Raw genomic sequence first — 19212 nt, forward strand, 5'->3', positions numbered from 1 at the left:
TTTAAAAACATCCTTTATTCAAATCATAAACTTACTTCAATTATTGCCTTACTAGCTATGCTAACACTTGGTTCATGCGCAACCTATACTATGCAGCAGAACAAAAAGCTTAAAACCAATACTTCAACCAACAAAAACATAAAACATAGTATTTATCTTACTGGAGGATACGGTGATGTTGCAGATAAAAAAGTACTATCGTTATTAAAAGATGAACTCTCCAAAGCAAGTGAGAACGCTACTCTACTATTTACCGGAGATAATATTTCTAAACATCCTAAAAGTTGGGAGGAAGAAAAACAACATATTAATGCGCAACTAGAATTACGAAAAGCCTTTAAAGGGCAAACCATTTTTATGCCTGGTAATAATGAATGGGAAAGTTATAATGTAGATTTAATAGAACATTCAGAAGAATATATAGACGATTTAGATAATGAGAATGTAGAATTTTATCCTGAAAATGGTTGCCCAATTGAACACCAAGTCATTAATGAAGATTTGGATTTGATACTGGTGGATTCTAAATGGTTTATTGCTAACTGGTCTAGAATCGAAAATATAAATAAGTATTGTACAGATATTATTACTAGAAGGCGCTTTCTTGAAGAGTTGGAAGGATATATTAGTGACGGGCAAAACAAAAATATAATTATTGCCATGCACCACCCCATTTTTAGTAATGGTAAGTTCGCTGGTAATGAAACCTTGGCTAATCACTTAACCCCTCTACCCGTTGTTGGAACTATACTCAACTTAATTGAAGATTTAGGAGCATTCGACCCCGCTAGATTAGAATCTAGACGCTATAATTATTTACGTATTATGGTTGCTGCTTTGGCACAAAAATCTGATAGAATAACAGTAGTTTCTGGTCATGAAGAAAGCCTTCAATACCTAAAAAGTGAAAATACACACCAAATAATTTCTGGCTCTCTAGCAAATAAAACCGCAACACATTTAAACACAGAACGAATATCAACTATTGGAGGACAGTTAAAGTATGATGGGCAATTTACTTTTGGTTCTAAAGGTTTTGCCAAATTAGATTATTTTGATGACGGGTCTTCTCAGGTAACTTTTTTTGATGAAAATGGTGAAACACACACCATGCCTGTTCTAGAAAAATTACCAAAACTAGAACCTAATAAGGCGTATCCAAAATTTGAAGCTGGATATAAAACTACTACCATATTAGAACCTGAGGAAACTAAAAGAACCAGATTCTACAAAACCATGTGGGGCGAACGTTATAGAGACTATTTTAGTAAAGAGGTAACTGCACCAATAGTTAAACTAGATACACTTTATGGTGGGTTAAAAGTGACTAAAAAAGGAGGTGGCCATCAATCGTATTCCATACGCCTAGAAGATGAAAATGGTAGAGAATATGCTATGCGGTCTTTACGTAAAGACGCTATTAAATTCTTAAAATTTAAAATACCCGGTGTTGCCTTTAATGAAGAAAACTACGAAGGCTCTTTACCAGAAGACATAATTTCTGACTTTTTCTCAACGGCTCATCCTTTTATGCAGTTAGCTATAAGCCCAATGGCCAGAGCCGTTGAAGTAAATCATTCACAACCAGATTTATTCTATGTACCTAAACAAGATGCCTTAGGTTTTTTAAATTCAGAATTCGGAGATGAACTCTATTTTATAGAAGAAAGACCATCTGATGAACAATTGTATTATAAAGGATATAGAAAAGCCATTGATGAAAAGGGTAGAATAGACGAGTTTGAGAGTACTACAGATATGCTAGAAAAAATCAAGGAAGATGAAGAGTTTTCTGTAGATGAAGAAAGTTTTATACGCGCTCGCGTTTTTGATATGTTAATTGGCGATTGGGACCGTCACCAAGACCAATGGCGATGGGTAGAATTTGAAATTAATGATGACAAAAAAACATTTTACCCCGTACCTAGAGATAGAGATAATGCATTTCCAAAATTTGATTCGTTTTTAATGAAACTTGCAAAAGTTTTTATTCCAGAAACAAGACGATTTCAATCTTTTAAAGATTCTTATAGCAGCGTTAAATGGTTAAACAATGGTGGTAATAAATTAGACCGTGCTGTTTTGGTAAAGCTTCCTCCAAAAGCTTGGGAACAACAAGCCAAATTCATTCAAGATAAGCTAAGTAAAGAGATTATTGATGCTGCATTTAATAGATTACCAAAAGAGGTTCAGGACCAAACTTTAACGCAAATCAAACAAACTCTAATAAATCGACTAGAAACCTTACCTGAGCAGGCAAAAAAATATGGGGAAAGTTTAGCTAAAATGGTAGCAATTCACGGTACCGAAAAAGATGATGTATTTGATATAATTCACTTAAAAGATGGAAAAACCAAAGTGAGTGTAAGAAGACTTCTGAGTAATGAAAAAAATGAACTTATCTATGAACGAACCTTTGATGCTGAATTAACTAAAGAATTATGGATTTATGGTTTAGGAGATAATGATGTTTTTAAAGTTGAACAACAAAGTAACCCAAAAATATTAGTTCGACTAATTGGTGGTTACGGTCAAGACAGCTACCAGATTGCAAACACCAAAAAAACTAGAGTCTACGATTGGAAACATGAAAAAGCCATTTTTGAAAACAAAAAGCCCATTACACAGCTTACCGATGTTTATAAAACCAATACATATCACTGGCGATATTTTGAAGAAAACAATAATATTTTAAGACCAAATATTGGTTTTAGAACAGATGATGGTTTCTATTTAGGTGCTACAAACATTTATAGAAATAATGGTTTTAATATGAACGATTTTCGTCAGAAACATACTTTGGCGGCCAATTATTACTTTAAATTTTCTGCTGTAGAATTAAAATACCAAAGCATTTTTGCCAATATTTTTCCGAAATGGAATTTTGAAATTGATGGGTATTTTACCTCTGACCGTTACTCTACTAACTTTTTTGGCTTTGGTAATGAAACTCCAAACTTAGAAGACCAGTTGGGTAGAGATTTTTATCGTTCTCGATTACAACAAATTAAACTAAAAGCTGGTATTGCCTACCATACGTTAAAGATTAAGGCACTTTACGAATCTTTTAAAACCAAGGAAATTGACTCCCGTTTTTTCACTCCCTCTAACATCAATACCAATGCATTTGATTTACAACATTACGTAGGTGGAGAAACCAGTCTTTTCTACTACAACCAAAACGCAAATGATTTTCCAACAAAATCAATTTATTTTGGGTTAACCGGTGGTTACAAACTCAATCCATCAATAAGTGAAAATAGGTTTGGTTATGTTAGTTTTAATACAAAAATTACTCACAAGGTAATTCCATCAGGTAAATTGGTATTAAGTACTAAAGCCGAAGTTAAGACCAATATTGGCAACAATTATTTCTTTTACCATGCGCCTTCTTTAGGCGGTAATAACGGTTTACGAGGATTTAGAGATGAGCGCTTTTCTGGTAAAACTTATTTTTATCAAACCTCAGATTTAAGATTATTGGTCAAAAGATATGCAACTGCTGTAACTCCAATAACTATAGGAATTTATGGAGGATTTGATTATGGTAGAGTTTGGCAGCCAGGAGAAGATTCTACTAAATGGCACACCTCTCAAGGTTTAGGTATTTGGGTAGGTAGTTTAAATTTTATAACAGCAAGTGCAGGATTTTTTAATTCTTCTGATGGTAACATTATTCAAGTAGGCTTAGGTTTTGATTTTTGATAAAAAAATCTCTTTGCTATTCAACAGAAATCCCAATTCATCGAATTAATATCAAGTTTAACAGGCTTTTATAGGAAAAATGGCGTGGTCTTTGTTAACTTTAGTTTAGAGTAACGACTCATATGCTATGAAAAAACTGTGGTTCTTAGTTTTTCTGCTTGTAGGATGTTCTGCTTTTGCTCAAGGCGGAGATATACCTACAACAAAGCCTTTAAAAATTGGTCCAAACAATAATTTAGATGCAAAGGCCAGTAATCAAGGCTCAGTTTTACGCATGCCTACCATGTTTGACCAAGACAGTTTTAAAGAGGATAACACACCTAACATTCAAATGTTACCAGAAAATGAATTGGTTCAAGCGGGGCACGATATGAAGATAGAACCAAAATTTCTTGCCAAAAAAGAGAAGGAATCTACTCAACATTTTGGAGACCAATACCTTGGTGACTTTTCTACCAAAGCCGCTTTTGTTGGTGTTGTAGCTCGTGACCATGAATATGTAGATGGTGACCGTGTTAAAATTTATCTGAATGGAGAAGTAGTGGAATACAATCTAATGCTTGCCGGTACATTTAAAGGCATAAATATTGACCTGGTAAAAGGTTTTAACCGCATTGATTTTGAAGCACTAAATCAAGGTTCATCAGGGCCTAATACCGCCCAGATAGTGGTTACAGATTCTGAAGGAAATATAATTCATAATAACCGTTGGAATCTTTCAACGGGTTCTAAAGCAAGTCTTATTGTTGTACGTGAAGAGGAGTAAGTAATTTAGTCCCCTGGCTTGTATGTGCGTTGCGCTCTTTGTAAAACTTCTTCTTTATAATAAGCTACCGTTTTCCAATCTTGATTAATATAGCGTTGTGTTTGGTCATCAAAATGAGGTGATTTTGGGTCTCCACTTTGTCCACCCGCCAAAATAGATTTGGCTTTTACTTTATCTCCAAATTCAACCACTGCAGCAAAACTATTACCTCTAGTACCGTATATTTTTCGGGTATTATTATTGTAACGTGCACCATAAGCTGCTAGCGCGCCCCATCTTCCACTAGCAAAACCAACGGCCTCACTTGGCTTGTCATCATCAAATGCTTGTTTAATGGCACCATTCAATCGTTGGTAACGGTTAACTTCTCCCCATGGAATTTCCCAAGTTCCAAAATCATTATCTAGTTGGTCAACAGTAGCTTCAAATAATTCTAATTGTTTACTAGCAGGTACAAAGGTGGAAAACTGTTCAAATAATTCCATTGGTGATTTAGGTCTTTGAATCTCTCCAGAATACCCATACTCCATACATTTTGTGCCATAATAATGTGCTAAAGTCATAGCAATAGCGTCTTTAGATGTGTTATAATCCCAATTTTTAAGTACTGTTATTGCTTGTTCTAGATTAGGAGATGGCAAAGCTTCATAAGCATTTACTAATTGTGGCAATAAGACCTTAAAAGCAGGTAGGTAAGGGTCATGAGCTAATTTTATTAAACTATCAATGGTGTAACCCTTTCTATCTTTTAAAAGTTCAATGGCATGAACTCCTCTAAAATTTTCTTGGTCTCTAGACATATATTTAGGATAATCGTTGCGTTTTGGACTATCATCTAAAGCGGCCGTGTATGGTGTAGAGTTGCAGTTTTGAATCCAGCCTGTAGCCGGATTTTTAATTAAAATATTCTCGGTAACCGTATGCAAACCCTTCCAATCTGTTTTAGGGTTGCTACCATCAACCGGATTGGTATAATCAAAAATGGTATCTCTTCTGGGTACAAAATTACCATGGTAGTACGCAATATTACCTTCCGCATCGGCATATACCGTATTATTAGAGGAATTGGTTCTAATATCCATCATTTTTCTAAACCCATTATATCCATCTTGTTTGGTTCTCACATACGATTGTTCCAAAGCCTTTACAGGTTCCCACATCATGGCAGAAGCTGTCCAGTAACCATTTTCTACATGGGTTATTGGTCCATGATGGGTTCTATAAACAGGAAATTCTTTTTCCGCTAGCTCCAACCCATCTTTATACTTTAAGGTAACCATCATTGAGTCTACCGGTCTTAATTCTTCGCCATATTGATATAAAAGTTGGCCTTCATCCTTTACAATAGTTTCCATAAACTCATCCATAACATCTGTATAGGTGCTTGTATGCATCCAGCCTGTTTTCTCGTTAAATCCTTGGTAAACAAAGAACTGACCCCAGGTTACCGCGCCATAAGCATTTAGACCTTCTTCAGAAACAACATGAACTTCTCCCCTGAAATAAAAAGAGGTATGCGGATTAATAAGCAACATGGCGTTACCACTTTGGGTTAAGTCACCAGAAATAGCAATACCATTAGAACCAGCAGGTTCTGCCATTTCTTCCATTTTTTTTATTTGATATTCTTCTAAAGCTGGTAATTCTAATCCACTCTCGTAAAAAGCTTTTATCTTATTTATAGAAATTCTTTCGATATCTCCACCAATACTTCCTTCACTAAAATACATAGGCATCCAAGGTTCAAAGCGTGTTAGTAATTTAGGTTGAACTTCTGGGTGTGTATGTAAATAGTAATTAATGCCGTCAGCAAATGCAACGCATAACTTTTGAAGCCAATCTGGAGCACTTTTGTATTTTTCTTTGGCTTCTTCTTCGGTCATAAATAAATTAGCTCGCAAATCACTATACAAGGCTTCCTCTCCTTCAACCTCCGCTAATCTGCCAGTTGCCCAAATATAATTTTGTTCTACTCTGTTAAAATCGTCCTCGCATTGTGCGTATAATAATCCAAAGACAGCATCTGCATCAGTTTTTCCATAAATATGAGGTACGCCAAAATCATCTCTTATGATGGTAATATTTTCAGCTTGGGCTTCCCAATTAGCAACTTCAGCAGAAACTTTTTCTTCAGTTTTACAGGCTGTAACTACTAAAAACAAACAAAAGAGTACTTTTTTCATAAGAGTTAGTTGAATGTGTTTTTAAAGATAACCACTACATAGTCATTTAAAAAATATAAGCGTAGGCAAAAGCTTACAATGAGCAGTGTTTTGAAGTATTTAAATTACCTTGCACCTTTTTCTTATAACACATGGCAGACAAAAAAGTTAGTATACTTAAAGCATTCAAAACCATAATTTGGCCAAGAAGAAAACTAGTGCTCTTAGGGCTTTTGTTAATCATTATTAGTAAGGCTGCTAGTTTTGTTGCGCCAGTATCACTTCGGTATTTTTTAGATGATATAGTACCAAACAAGAATTATGAGCTTCTAAAAATTTTAGTTACCGTAGTTATTCTTGCTTTTTTAGTACAAGCGGTAATGTCTTTTTTATTGACAAAAGTATTAAGCATTCAGGCACAATACATGATATCAGAATTAAGAGCTCAGGTTCAGAAACAAGTACTTTCACTCCCTATTCAATTTTTTGACAACACCAAGTCTGGGGCTTTGGTTTCTAGAATTATGAGTGATGTTGAAGGTGTTCGAAACTTAATTGGAACAGGCTTGGTACAGTTAGTTGGTGGAACCATTACTGCTGTTGTTTCGTTAATTCTTCTCATTAGAATTAGCCCAAGTATGACCTTGCTCACATTTATCCCTTTAATGGTTTTTGCAGTAATTGCACTTAAAGCATTTAAAATAATTAGACCCGTTTTTAGAGATAGAGGTAAGATTAATGCCGAAGTTAAAGGTAGATTAACAGAAACTCTTGGCGGTATACGTGTAATAAAAGGGTTTAATGCTGAAGAACAAGAAGCACAAGTTTTTGAGGTTGGTGTAGAACGTTTATATAAAAACGTAAAAAAAAGTCTTACCGCAACCGCAGTAATGACAAGCTCATCAACTTTTTTACTAGGCTTGGCTACTACAGGAATTATGATGGGATATGGTGGTTACAAAATGATGCAAGGCGAAATAACCACTGGCGAATATTTTGAGTTTACATTTTTACTTGCACTAATGGTGGCTCCTATTGTGCAAATGAGTAATATTGGAAGTCAACTTACCGAAGCGCTTGCAGGCCTCGACCGCACAGAAGAGTTAATGAACGAGATGGCCGAGGCAGATGATGCCAATAGAACCATTACGCTCCATAACATTAAAGGAAATATGGTGTTTACCAATGTTTCTTTTGCTTATGAAGAAGATAAAGAGGTGCTTCATAATATTAGTTTTGAGGCAAACTCAGGAGAAGTTATTGCCCTTGTTGGTAGTTCTGGTTCTGGTAAATCTACTATCGCTGGCTTGGCAGCTACGTTTTTAAATCCTGACGATGGCACAATCACTATTGATGGTCATGACTTGAGCCAAGTCAACCTTAAAAGTTTTAGACAATTTTTAGGAGTGGTATTGCAAGACGACTTTTTATTTGAAGGCAGCATACGTAATAATATTCTTTTTCCACGGCCCGATGCTACTGAAGAAGAATTACAAAGCGCAATTAAAGCTGCTTACGTAGATGAATTCACTGACCGTTTTGATGAAGGTTTAGACACCCTAATTGGTGAACGTGGTATAAAACTATCTGGTGGCCAGCGACAACGTATTGCTATTGCAAGAGCGGTTTTAGCTGACCCAAGAATTTTAATCTTAGATGAAGCTACTTCTAACTTAGATACCGAAAGCGAAGCGTTGATTCAAAAAAGTTTAGCTGAATTAACTAAAGGCAGAACCACTTTTGTTATTGCACACAGGTTAAGCACCATTAGAAAGGCAAATCTTATTCTTGTTCTGGAAAACGGGCATATTGTGGAACGGGGAACACATGACGAATTAATAGCTAAAGAAGGCCGGTATTATAATCTGTTTACCTACCAAGCTAGAATTTAAAAAAGATAGTGCATTATAGTTCTTCTGGAGCTAACTCTACTTCTAAACCATTCATTTCTGGAGCAATATGCAGCTGACAACCTAGCCTACTATTGTCTTTTACATTAAAAGCCTCTGCTAACATGGCTTCTTCGTCATCTGATTTTTCAGGTAATTCATGAGATGATAATACATAACATTGACATGAAGCACACATAGCCATACCACCACAAATACCAATAGTACCTTCTGGAGCCAGTTCATACGAACGTACCACCTCCATTAAGTTCATGTTCATATCTGTTGGCGCATCAACTTCATGCTTTACGCCTTCTCTATCAATGATTGTAATTTTTATATCTGACATACCTTAAAATCGACTGCAAAAAAAAGAAGAAACCTTTAAATAACCTACTATTTTAATAGGGTATTTAAAGTTTAAATTACTCAATTGCTTTTACTACTGCCTTAGGGGCTTCCTTTTTACTGCCATCAAAACCTGTAACCCCACCAACGGTTGTATATTTCATTACATACTTCTTATCTGGATGAATAATTTGATAAGCACTTTGGCACATTAAAGTTGCTTCATGAAAACCACATAAAATCAATTTTAATTTACCTGGGTAGGTATTTACATCACCTATTGCAAAAACACCAGGAATATTTGTTTGATAATCTAAAGTGTTATCTACTTTAATGGCATTTTTTTCAATTTCTAAACCCCAATCTGCTAGCGGACCTAATTTTGGTGACAAACCAAAAAGTGGAATAAAATTATCAACAACGATTTGAGTTTCTTCTTCGGTAGTAGTTTTTTTAACGGTTACCGATGTTAAGATATCATCGCCATTTAAGGCAACCACTTCCGCTGGTGTAATAAGATTTACTTTACCTAAATTCTTTAACTCTTGTACTTTTTCAACGGAGTCTAAGGCCCCTCTAAATTCGTTTCTGCGGTGAACTAAAGTAACCTCAGAAGCTACTTCTGCTAAGAAAATAGTCCAGTCGAGTGCAGAATCTCCCCCACCTGCTATTAATACTTTTTTGTCACGATATACCTCTGGGTCTTTAATCATATACGCCACACCGTTATCTTCAAACTTTGCCAAGTTCTCCAATTGTGGTTTTCTAGGCTCAAAACTGCCTAAGCCCCCAGCAATAGCTACGATAGGCGCATGATGTTTTGTTCCTTTATTCGTAGTTACAATAAACGAACCGTCTGCTAACTTTTCTAACGTATCTGCGCGTTCACCTAAGGTAAACCCAGGTTGAAACGCCTTAATTTGTTCCATTAAATTATTCACTAAATCTCCGGCTAAAACTTCTGGAAAACCAGGAATATCGTAAATGGGTTTCTTAGGATATATTTCTGCACATTGCCCACCTGGTTGTGGTAAGGCATCTATTAAATGGCACTTTAATTTTAATAAGCCGGCTTCAAAAACAGTAAAAAGACCTGTGGGGCCAGCGCCAATTATTAAGATATCTGTTTCAATCATTTTTTATTGAAGGTAATTTAATTAGCAAATCTATAGTTCATGACTGTTCTATGTCATGATAAATGTCATACTAATTTATATTGATAACTTCTTCAATTTGAGGAGCGTATTTCTTAATTGTCATTTCTACACCACTCTTTAATGTCATTTGATTTACAGAACAACTTATACAATTACCTTCTAAACGAACTTTAACTGATTTATCATCATCTATAGAAACCAAAGAAATATTTCCGCCATCGCTTACTAAAAACGGACGTATTTCTTCCAATGCTTTCTCAACGTTTAAACGAACTTCTTCAGATGTCATTTTTTACTTTTTTACAGCAGCACAACCTGCCATTGTAGTTATTTTAATTGCCTCTGTAGGTGGTAGGTCTTCATTTCTTCTAACCAATTCTTGTACTACATTCTTAGTTAAATCTTCAAATGCCTTTTCTATTGGGCTCGCTGTTTGCAATGCCGCTGGTCTACCTACATCACCTGCTTCACGTATACTTTGTACCAACGGAATATCTCCTAAAAAGGGCACTTCTAAATCCTCTGCAAGGTTTTTTGCACCATCTTTTCCAAAAATATAGTATTTGTTATCTGGCAATTCTTCTGGTGTAAAGTAGGCCATATTTTCTATAATACCTAACACAGGCACTTTAATGGTCTCTTGCTGAAACATAGCAACACCTTTACGAGCATCAGCTAAAGCTATTTCTTGTGGCGTACTCACTACAACCGCACCCGTAACCGGTAATGATTGCATGATACTTAAATGTATATCTCCTGTGCCTGGAGGTAAATCTAATAGTAGAAAATCTAGCTCACCCCAATGCGCATCAAAAATCATTTGATTTAAGGCTTTACTTGCCATTGGACCTCTCCAAATCACTGCCTGGTTAGGTTGTGTAAAAAAACCTATAGACAATAATTTTACGCCATAGTTCTCAACAGGCTTCATTTTATTTTTGCCGTCTACATTCACAGACAATGGTCTTTCTGTTGCCACATCAAACATTATGGGCATAGAAGGCCCATAAATATCTGTATCTAACAAACCTACCTTAAAGCCCATTTTGGCTAAGGTCACCGCTAAATTTGCCGTAACAGTTGACTTACCTACGCCACCTTTACCTGAAGCAACAGCTACTACATTTTGAATGCCTGGTATTGGCTTACCTTTAATTAAATTGGCTTGCGGTTTTGCTGGTGCCGCTACTTTAAGATTCACTTTTATCTTTGCTTTTTCATGAACTTTTTCGTGAATAACTTTAAGTATCTCAACTTCTGTTTTCTTACGCGCTTGTAAACTTGGGTTTTTAATAGTGATATCTACTTCTACCTCTTCGCCGAAAACCTGTACGTTTTTAACCGCACCACTTTCAACCATATTTTGACCTTCGCCAGGTACGGTTATTTTTTCTAGTGCTTTTATAATCTGCTTCTTATCTATCTTCATTCTTCTTTTTCTGCTTAACCGAAATTTTATAAATTTCTAGCATACAAAGATACGGTTTGGAAGCTTGTTTTTGAAACGAATTAATTGAAAGTAAGGATGATGAAATAGCTAAGGCTTATAACAATTCTAGAGAGGGATCCCAAAAAAGCGATTTAAAATTAACCACTTGATTATCTTTTATTTGCACACCTTCATTTTCTAACAATTGCTGCATAAGATTGGTGCCATCAAAATGATGTTTACCTGTTAGCACACCTACCCTATTTACCACTCTATGCGCTGGAACACTAGGCATGCTATGAGAATTATTCATGGCCCAACCCACCATTCTTGCACTTCTTGCTGCCCCTAAATATTTAGCTATAGCACCATAAGAGGTTACTCTACCGGGTGGAATTAATTTGGCAACCTCGTAAACTTTATCAAAGAAATTAGACTCTTCCATTCACTAATAATTAATTCTAATTAGTGTAATTATCAAGAGTATTACCATTAAAACACCTAAAATATAATATGAGTTTTTGGAAAATTTTGAGCTATTGGCGTCTAGTTTATTAAAGTAAAAAACATACAAATACATTACTAAAAAAGTGCCTATACCTGCGCCTGCAATAAAAAATACTTCATCAATAATCTCATAAGTCATAATACCGTTAGCTCCAAAAAAGGTGTTTAAGCCGCTATAAAAAGGTATCTGTAGAAAATTTAGTGATGCTAGAAAAAGACCTTTACCAAAGTCACCAAGTGTTTTGCCCTGTTTTATTTCTGCTGAATGTTGTATTTGTTTTCTTGTTGCCTTTATAAAGAAAAACACGGCTAGTACGGCAAAGACCACGACGGCAGCTTTCATTAACCAACCAACTACGTGAGGATTTCGAATTAAAAATTTTGCAATTCGTACCGAAATATAGGCCTGTATTAAGACCATTACTGCAATACCTAAACTAAAAACAATACCACTTTTCTTGCCTTTTTCAACACTTATCTTAGCAGCATTAACGTTTAAAAGTCCTGGAGGAGCAGACGCTACAATAGCTGCCAGCAAAGTGGCAAAAAACAAAATGGGCAAGTGTTCCATTATTCTTAGTTGGTCAGTCGAAATTGAAGATAAGTAATTGCTTTATCAATTTCAAGATATTGCTTCTCATAAAAAGTCTGAATCTCTAAAACTTCTTTTGGACTACCTGAATTTTTATAGATATTATGATTGGCATACAACACCTCATGACCTAAACCATGTAACAATCCTAAGGTATAGCCATGCATAAATTCACTATCTGTTTTTAAGTGAACAGTACCATTGGGCTTTAGAACTTTTTTATAGTTATCTAAAAAGACTTTGTTGGTCATTCTATGTTTAGTTCTTTTATATTTTATCTGAGGGTCTGGAAAAGTAATCCATATTTCAGAGAGCTCTGCTACACCAAATACATAGGTTAAAAGCTCAATTTGAGTTCTCACAAAAGCCACATTTGGCAAATCTTCATCAATAGCCGTTTTGGCTCCTCTCCAAAATCGAGCACCCTTAATATCAATGCCAATGAAATTTTTATTAGGAAATCTTTTGGCTAGTCCTACTGTATATTCCCCTTTACCACAACCTAATTCTACCACAATTGGATTATCATTCTTAAAAAAAGATTTCCAATTACCTCTCCATTCAAAATCATGAAGCACCTCATCTCTAGTTGGTTGAATTACGTTAGAAAAAGTGGCATTCTCTGCAAACCGCTTTAGCTTATTCTTACTTCCCAAAACATAAATTTAAAGATTTGGCAAAGCTAAGGAAATCATTAGACCAGCCTGTTTTTGTTGCTTTGTAAATTATGAAGTTCTCAACTAAAATTTTGGTAGCCCCATTAAATTGGGGTCTTGGGCATGCCACAAGATGCATACCCCTAATCAATGCTTTACTAGAAAACAAATTTGAAGTTTTTATAGCTTCTGATGGTGTAGCTCTTGCGTTGCTGCGTAAAGAATTTCCGAACTTACCATTTTTTGAACTTTCTTCTTACCAGATTAAATACGCTGAAAAAGGAAAAAATTTTAAGCTAAAGATGCTGTGGGATTCTCCTAAAGTTTTAAAAGCGATGGCTAAGGAGAAAAAGCAAATCAAAAAAATTGTTGAAGCTCATCACATCGACGGTATAATTTCAGACAATAGACTTGGAGTATTTTCAAAAAAAATTCCTTGTGTATTTATAACTCACCAACTCAATGTTTTATCTGGTAACACCACTTGGTTTAGCTCTAAAATGCACCAAAAAATTATTCGAAAATTTGCAGAATGTTGGGTGCCAGACGTAGAAAATAAACCAAACCTAACCGGAAAACTTGGGCACTTAAAAAAATCAAAGCTTAAAATTAGATACCTGGGTCCGTTAAGTAGATTTGAAAAAACTAAGGTCGAAGAAAGATTCGATTTATTGGTGTTATTATCTGGACCAGAACCCCAACGAACCTTTTTAGAAGAAAAATTACTTGAGCAATTAATTAGCTATAATGGCAAAGTTGTATTCGTAAAAGGCAAAATTGAAGAGCAGCAAACTCAAGAAAATATAGCATTAAAGAAAGGAAGCATTCAATTAGTCAACTTTATGCAGTCTAAGGAGTTGGCAGCTGCCATTAATGCCAGTAAGCTTGTGCTTTGCCGTTCTGGCTATACCACGGTTATGGATTTGGCTAAACTTGAAAAAAAGGCGTTTTTTATTCCAACACCTGGCCAATACGAGCAAGTATACCTTGCAAAAAGGTTAGACAAATTAGGTTTAGTGCCTTTTGCTAAACAAGAAGACTTTAAACTAAAAGATTTAAAAAGGGTAAAGCGTTATGAAGGATTAGCTAAACTTGAAGATTCTTCAACCAATTTTTCTGAGTTGTTTTCTGTTTTTTCTAGCGTAAAAGAGAATTCAGAACCCACATCAACTTCGCTTTCTACATAAATTTTTTCTCCGTGAGCTTCCACAATATGTTTTACAATTGCAAGGCCTAATCCTGAACCACCTTCTTTACGACTACCACTTTGATCTACACGGTAAAAACGCTCAAATAACCTAGGAATATGCTGTTTCGGAATTCCTTCACCATTATCTGTAACCCTAACAATAACCTTATTGCGAATTAAATTCTCTACGCTAATTTCTGTTGTACCGTTTTTATGACCATACTTAATTGAATTGACCAATAAATTGGTTAATACTTGCTGTATTTTTTCTTGGTCAGCATAAACCATAATAGGTTCTGGGTATTCAATATCAAAAGTTAGCGTAATTTCTTTCTTGGCAGCTTTCATCTCTAGCAATTCAAATACATTTTGAATTAATTCTATAATGTCAAAATACTTTTTATCTAAACGAAGGTTGCCTGCTTCGAACTTGGTGATTAAATCTAAATCTTTTACTATATAAATAAGACGCTCTACACCTTTACTAGCACGTTCTAAATATTTGGTGCGTACCTTTTTGTCTTTAATTGCGCCATCTAAAAGCGTTAAAATGTAGCCTTGAACCGTAAAGAGTGGCGTTTTTAGTTCGTGAGAAACATTACCTAAAAAGTCTTTGCGGTACTCTTCTCGAATCTTTAGGGTATCAATTTCAATTTTTTTGTCTTCGGCAAACTTTCCTAACTCCTCAGTTAAGGTTTTCATATCTGTCGTAATTGGCTTTGACGAGAATGTGGCAGATTCTAAAAGCGAAAAATCATCATAAATCTTTTTAATTCGACGGTAAATAAATCGCTCTACACGAACTTGAATAACTATAAGGGAAACCACGAAAACTAGCAAGCTAATGCCCAAAGTAGCCCACCAATTAAAAGTATTGAGAATAAGCTGAAAGACAATTAACATAGCGATAACCAATATGAAAATCATAAAAGATGATCGCAATGCAAACCTATATGACTTTACAAGCTTTGTAGCCATTACAGTACAAACTTATAGCCTACCCCTTTTACCGTTTTAAAATGGTGGTCGCCTATTTTTTCACGAAGTTTTCTAATATGTACATCAATTGTTCTACCGCCAACAACTACCTCGTTACCCCAAACCTTATCTAGAATAACTTCTCTTTTAAATACTTTGCTTGGTTTTGAAGTCAATAAAGACAGTAATTCAAATTCTTTTCTAGGTAAGATAATTTCTTCACCGTCATTAATAATTTTATACTCTTCACGGTTAATCACAATATTGCCCACTTTTACAATATCTTCAACCTCTTCTTTATCTTCTTTAAGTCTTCTTAAAAGCGCTTTAACCTTGCTAACCAATACTTTTGGTTTTATAGGTTTGGTAATGTAATCGTCAGCACCAGCTTCAAAACCAGCAACTTGCGAATAGTCTTCACCTCGGGCAGTTAAAAAGGCAATGATACTATTTTCTAATCCTGGAGTATTACGTATAACCTCGCAGGCTTCAATACCATCCATTTCTGGCATCATTACATCTAAAATAATTAAATGCGGTTGTTTCTTTTTAGCCTTAGCTACACCCTCTGCCCCATTCTTTGCGGTGTAAACCTCATAGCCTTCGGCAGATAAATTATAACTAACAATTTCTAAAATGTCTGGTTCGTCATCTACCAAAAGAATGCGAATATCTTTTGTTTTCATGGTTGGAATATTTCTTAACATCCAAATGTAAATATATTAAACACAATGGTTTTCACCCTTAACATTGATTTAATGTGGTAACACTAAAGTAACCTTATTGAAAAAAACACTTAACATACAAGTAACATGACATTTAAAGTGTGTAGCGTTCTTTGCGCCAAATTCTTACCTAGAAATGAAATTGAAATTACTGATTTTTTCCTTGTTCACAATAATGTGCGCAAGTGCCCAGCAAACAGGAAGTGTTGTTGGGAAAGTTACAGACAGAGAAATGAATGATGACCCTCTTCCTTTCGCCAATGTTTTAATTAAAGGTACAACCACCGGTACTACTACAGATTTTGATGGTCTTTATGAAATTGCTGACCTAGAGCCTGGTATCTACACCATAGAATTTAGTTATTTAGGCTATGAAACAGTGGATATTCCTAATGTAACCATTGAAGCTGGTAAAGTTACCACAGTTAATGTACCCATGAGTGCAGGTGGTGGACTTTCTTTAGATGAAGTAGTGGTAACCACAGTTGCCAGAAAAGATTCTGAAGTTGCTTTATTATTAGACCAAAAAAATGCAGTTACTGTTGTTGAAAGTATTGGTGCTAAAGAGTTGGGTGATTTAGGTATTTCTGATGCTAAAACAGCAACAACCAAAATTTCTGGTGTTTCTGAAAGCGAAGCTTCTGGAGATATTTTTGTACGTGGGCTTGGTGATAGGTATTTATCTACCACGCTAAATGGTCTACCTATACCTTCTGATAACGTAGACAAAAAGAATATTAATTTAGGTTTATTCCCTACACGAGTTATTCAGAATGTAAGTATTAGCAAAACGTATGCAGCTAGAACCTCAGCAGACCAAGCTTCTGGTAATATTAATATAACCTCAAGAGAACTAATAGGTAGCTCAGAGCTAAGTGTTGGTATTTCTGGTGGTGTTAACTCATCTGTAAATGAAGATGGAGCTAAAGATAATTTCAAAATTAGCCCCAATCTAGCTGATGAAACCACTTTTGGTTTTTATGACCCTAATAGTAATTTAATTCAACAGTTAACAGAACAATCCTGGGACCCGTCCATAAAAAGCAATCCTTACAACTACGGTTTAAACCTAACTTTAGGTAAAAAGTTTTTTGACGGAAAACTATCTTTTGTACTTACAGGTTCCCATGATGAAAGTTATAGATTTAATAGAGGAGTTTATCAAATCTTAGAATACGGTTTTGTTCAAGTTGGTGCTTCTGATTATACCACTTTTGAATCAGAAATTAACAATACCGCTTTATTAGATTTAACCTGGTTTATTAATGATAAAAACAAGTTAAAATCGACTACTACATATTTAAGCACCTTAACTGATGAGGTAGTTGAATTTGGTAGAAATGGTGAAGCGCAGGTTAGTGATGATACAGGTGCTTTTAGTAGTTTTGGAATTCCTTTAGAATTTGTTAGAGACCAAAATACTAAGCAAACTAACCTGTTAGTAAGCCAATTACTTGGTGAGCATAAACTATCTGAAAAAAACCAGTTAAACTGGGCTTTCGGTTATAATTTATTGAATGCAGATGAACCAAACCGTATTCGTAATCAGGTATTTTTTGATACTACACCAGAAAGTTCAGTAGCGCTAAACTCGCAGGGTGGCTTTAACCAAAGAAAAGCTGCGCAGCTAATTGAGGATAACGAATACAATGGCTACATTAAAGATGTTCTACACATCTTAAAAGAAGAAGATTCTAATAAGGCTTTTGATATTGAGTTAGGTGTGTTCTATCGAAATAAAGAAAGAGACTTTAGTTCTGAATTCGTTGGGGTTGTAGAGTCTAATAATGTAGATAGATTTAGCACACGTTCTTCTAGTTTAGATGATTTAAATTCTATAATTTCTACTCAAAATTTTGGGAATGGTTCACTTGAAGTTCGCAGATTAAGTTTGAATCAAAATGGTGTTCCCCAAGATATATATACTGGAGAATACACTTCTCAAGCGGCCTATGCCGACTTTAATGTAGCCTTAAATAAATTAAATATTAGTGCAGGTTTAAGAGCGCAAAAAGATGATATTAATGTTATTTACGATGTGGGTGGTAGTGGAACACGTTTAGTTGGTGAAACCAACCAAGAATACCAAAATTTCTACCCGAGTTTAAATTTAAAGTATACACTAAACGATAAGCATGCTTTACGTTTTGCCGCAAGTAGAACTATTACACTACCTGAATTTAAAGAAATAGCTCCTTTTAGATATGTTGCTCCTTCTGGACAAGAAGTTACAGGTAATGCTGATAATTTAACTGCTTCTTTTACCAACAACTTTGATATTAAGTGGGAATTCTTTCCATCTAATGATCAGTTAATTTCTTTAGCCGTTTTCTACAAAGACATTAAAGATCCAATTAACAGAACGGTTCAAAGAGGTGGTGAAAGTATTTGGACTTATGAAAATACCGGAGAAAAGGCCGAAGTGTTAGGTTTAGAATTGGAAAGTAAACTAAACTTATTGAAGCCATATTATAATGAGGAGAATGATGTGTATTCAGGAGTAGATTTAAGTTTGGTGTTCAATGCAACAGTAATGCATCATGAACAAGACCTAAAATTTGTACCTACAGATGACGGGTTAAGTGCCCTTGAATTTTTCAAATTTGGAACTAACAACACTACAGGTTTAGAAGGTGCTTCTGATTTTATCTTAAACACCAACCTAAATCTTAAAACCTCATCTGAAAATCCATTTACAGCATCTTTAAATGCTAATTACGCATCAGATAAAATATATGTTTTGGGTAGTCCTGAAGGTTTTGCTATCTACGACTATTCTTATAATGACAACATAATAGAGAAAGGTTTTGTGGTTTTAAACGGTAGAATCAGCAAAGAGTTCGCTGAAAAATGGCAAGTTTCTTTAAGCGGACAAAATCTTTTAAACCCTGAAATAAAAAGAACACAAGGTGTTCTTGATAATAGAAACGAAATAAGAGCTTTTTCTGATGACATTAATGAAAGGTTAGGGCCTAATGCACCAGAAAGAATTATTAGAACAGAAACCGTAAGATCATACAAATTAGGTAGAACTATTGGTATTGGTCTTACATATACTTTTTAACTCTTTAAACACTAAAATTTAAATATTAAACCCTAATTAAATTCT

The 19212-nt window shown here is 35.0% G+C and carries 15 protein-coding genes; 5 read left to right on the top strand and 10 right to left on the bottom strand.

Annotated elements, in window-relative coordinates:
- Window positions 1-90 precede the first annotated feature (90 nt).
- Both H5V42_RS04730 and H5V42_RS04735 read left to right on the top strand, forming a co-directional pair.
- Window positions 91-3705: a hypothetical protein gene (locus H5V42_RS04730; protein ID WP_241731841.1), complete on the top strand. Its 3615-nt coding sequence runs from the start codon at window positions 91-93 to the stop codon at window positions 3703-3705.
- A gap of 127 nt (window positions 3706-3832) precedes the next feature.
- Entirely contained in the window at window positions 3833-4471 is a 639-nt protein-coding gene (locus H5V42_RS04735; protein ID WP_185781977.1) for a hypothetical protein, read from the top strand.
- A gap of 5 nt (window positions 4472-4476) precedes the next feature.
- Here the strand turns inward: H5V42_RS04735 and H5V42_RS04740 are convergent, their stop codons facing one another.
- The gene (locus H5V42_RS04740) at window positions 4477-6654 is read right to left on the bottom strand and encodes an acylase (protein WP_185781978.1); all 2178 of its coding nucleotides are present in this window, start codon (window positions 6652-6654) and stop codon (window positions 4477-4479) included.
- A 131-nt stretch (window positions 6655-6785) separates the two neighbouring features.
- Here H5V42_RS04740 and H5V42_RS04745 point away from each other — a divergent pair, with 131 nt between their 5' ends.
- A complete protein-coding gene (locus H5V42_RS04745; RefSeq protein WP_185781979.1) occupies window positions 6786-8525 on the top strand; it encodes an ABC transporter ATP-binding protein in 1740 nt (579 codons plus the stop codon).
- A 13-nt stretch (window positions 8526-8538) separates the two neighbouring features.
- Here the strand turns inward: H5V42_RS04745 and H5V42_RS04750 are convergent, their stop codons facing one another.
- The 7 genes from H5V42_RS04750 to trmB form a co-directional block, all read right to left on the bottom strand.
- Window positions 8539-8871, bottom strand: coding sequence for a 2Fe-2S iron-sulfur cluster-binding protein (locus H5V42_RS04750; RefSeq protein ID WP_185781980.1), 333 nt, complete (start codon window positions 8869-8871; stop codon window positions 8539-8541).
- 76 nt (window positions 8872-8947) lie between these two features.
- Entirely contained in the window at window positions 8948-10006 is a 1059-nt protein-coding gene (locus H5V42_RS04755; protein ID WP_185781981.1) for an NAD(P)/FAD-dependent oxidoreductase, read from the bottom strand.
- A gap of 70 nt (window positions 10007-10076) precedes the next feature.
- Window positions 10077-10316 (bottom strand): NifU family protein, encoded by a 240-nt coding sequence (locus H5V42_RS04760; protein ID WP_185781982.1) that lies wholly within the window; start codon window positions 10314-10316, stop codon window positions 10077-10079.
- A 3-nt stretch (window positions 10317-10319) separates the two neighbouring features.
- A complete protein-coding gene (locus H5V42_RS04765) occupies window positions 10320-11456 on the bottom strand; it encodes an Mrp/NBP35 family ATP-binding protein (protein ID WP_185781983.1) in 1137 nt (378 codons plus the stop codon).
- A gap of 115 nt (window positions 11457-11571) precedes the next feature.
- Window positions 11572-11901, bottom strand: coding sequence for an MGMT family protein (locus H5V42_RS04770; RefSeq protein ID WP_185781984.1), 330 nt, complete (start codon window positions 11899-11901; stop codon window positions 11572-11574).
- A gap of 3 nt (window positions 11902-11904) precedes the next feature.
- Window positions 11905-12534, bottom strand: a complete 630-nt coding sequence (locus H5V42_RS04775) for a LysE family transporter (RefSeq protein WP_185781985.1) — start codon at window positions 12532-12534, stop codon at window positions 11905-11907.
- 5 nt (window positions 12535-12539) lie between these two features.
- On the bottom strand, window positions 12540-13211 hold the full coding sequence (trmB, locus tag H5V42_RS04780; RefSeq protein WP_185781986.1) for a tRNA (guanosine(46)-N7)-methyltransferase TrmB: 672 nt from the start codon (window positions 13209-13211) through the stop codon (window positions 12540-12542).
- Window positions 13212-13282: 71 nt separating this feature from the next.
- Here trmB and H5V42_RS04785 point away from each other — a divergent pair, with 71 nt between their 5' ends.
- On the top strand, window positions 13283-14398 hold the full coding sequence (locus H5V42_RS04785) for a glycosyltransferase family protein (RefSeq protein WP_185781987.1): 1116 nt from the start codon (window positions 13283-13285) through the stop codon (window positions 14396-14398).
- Here the strand turns inward: H5V42_RS04785 and H5V42_RS04790 are convergent.
- Together H5V42_RS04790 and H5V42_RS04795 are read right to left on the bottom strand one after the other, a co-directional pair.
- Entirely contained in the window at window positions 14284-15327 is a 1044-nt protein-coding gene (locus H5V42_RS04790) for a sensor histidine kinase (RefSeq protein WP_390809393.1), read from the bottom strand. The genes H5V42_RS04785 and H5V42_RS04790 overlap by 115 nt on opposite strands.
- Window positions 15328-15377: 50 nt before the next feature.
- Window positions 15378-16064 carry a response regulator transcription factor gene (locus H5V42_RS04795; protein WP_185781989.1) on the bottom strand — a complete coding sequence of 229 codons (687 nt, stop codon included), beginning with the start codon at window positions 16062-16064 and terminating at the stop codon, window positions 15378-15380.
- A 175-nt stretch (window positions 16065-16239) separates the two neighbouring features.
- Here H5V42_RS04795 and H5V42_RS04800 point away from each other — a divergent pair, with 175 nt between their 5' ends.
- The gene (locus H5V42_RS04800) at window positions 16240-19167 is read left to right on the top strand and encodes a TonB-dependent receptor (protein ID WP_185781990.1); all 2928 of its coding nucleotides are present in this window, start codon (window positions 16240-16242) and stop codon (window positions 19165-19167) included.
- Window positions 19168-19212: the final 45 nt, after the last annotated feature.

Origin of the sequence: Croceivirga lutea (assembly GCF_014235875.1) — a bacterium.
GTDB lineage: Bacteria > Bacteroidota > Bacteroidia > Flavobacteriales > Flavobacteriaceae > Croceivirga > Croceivirga lutea.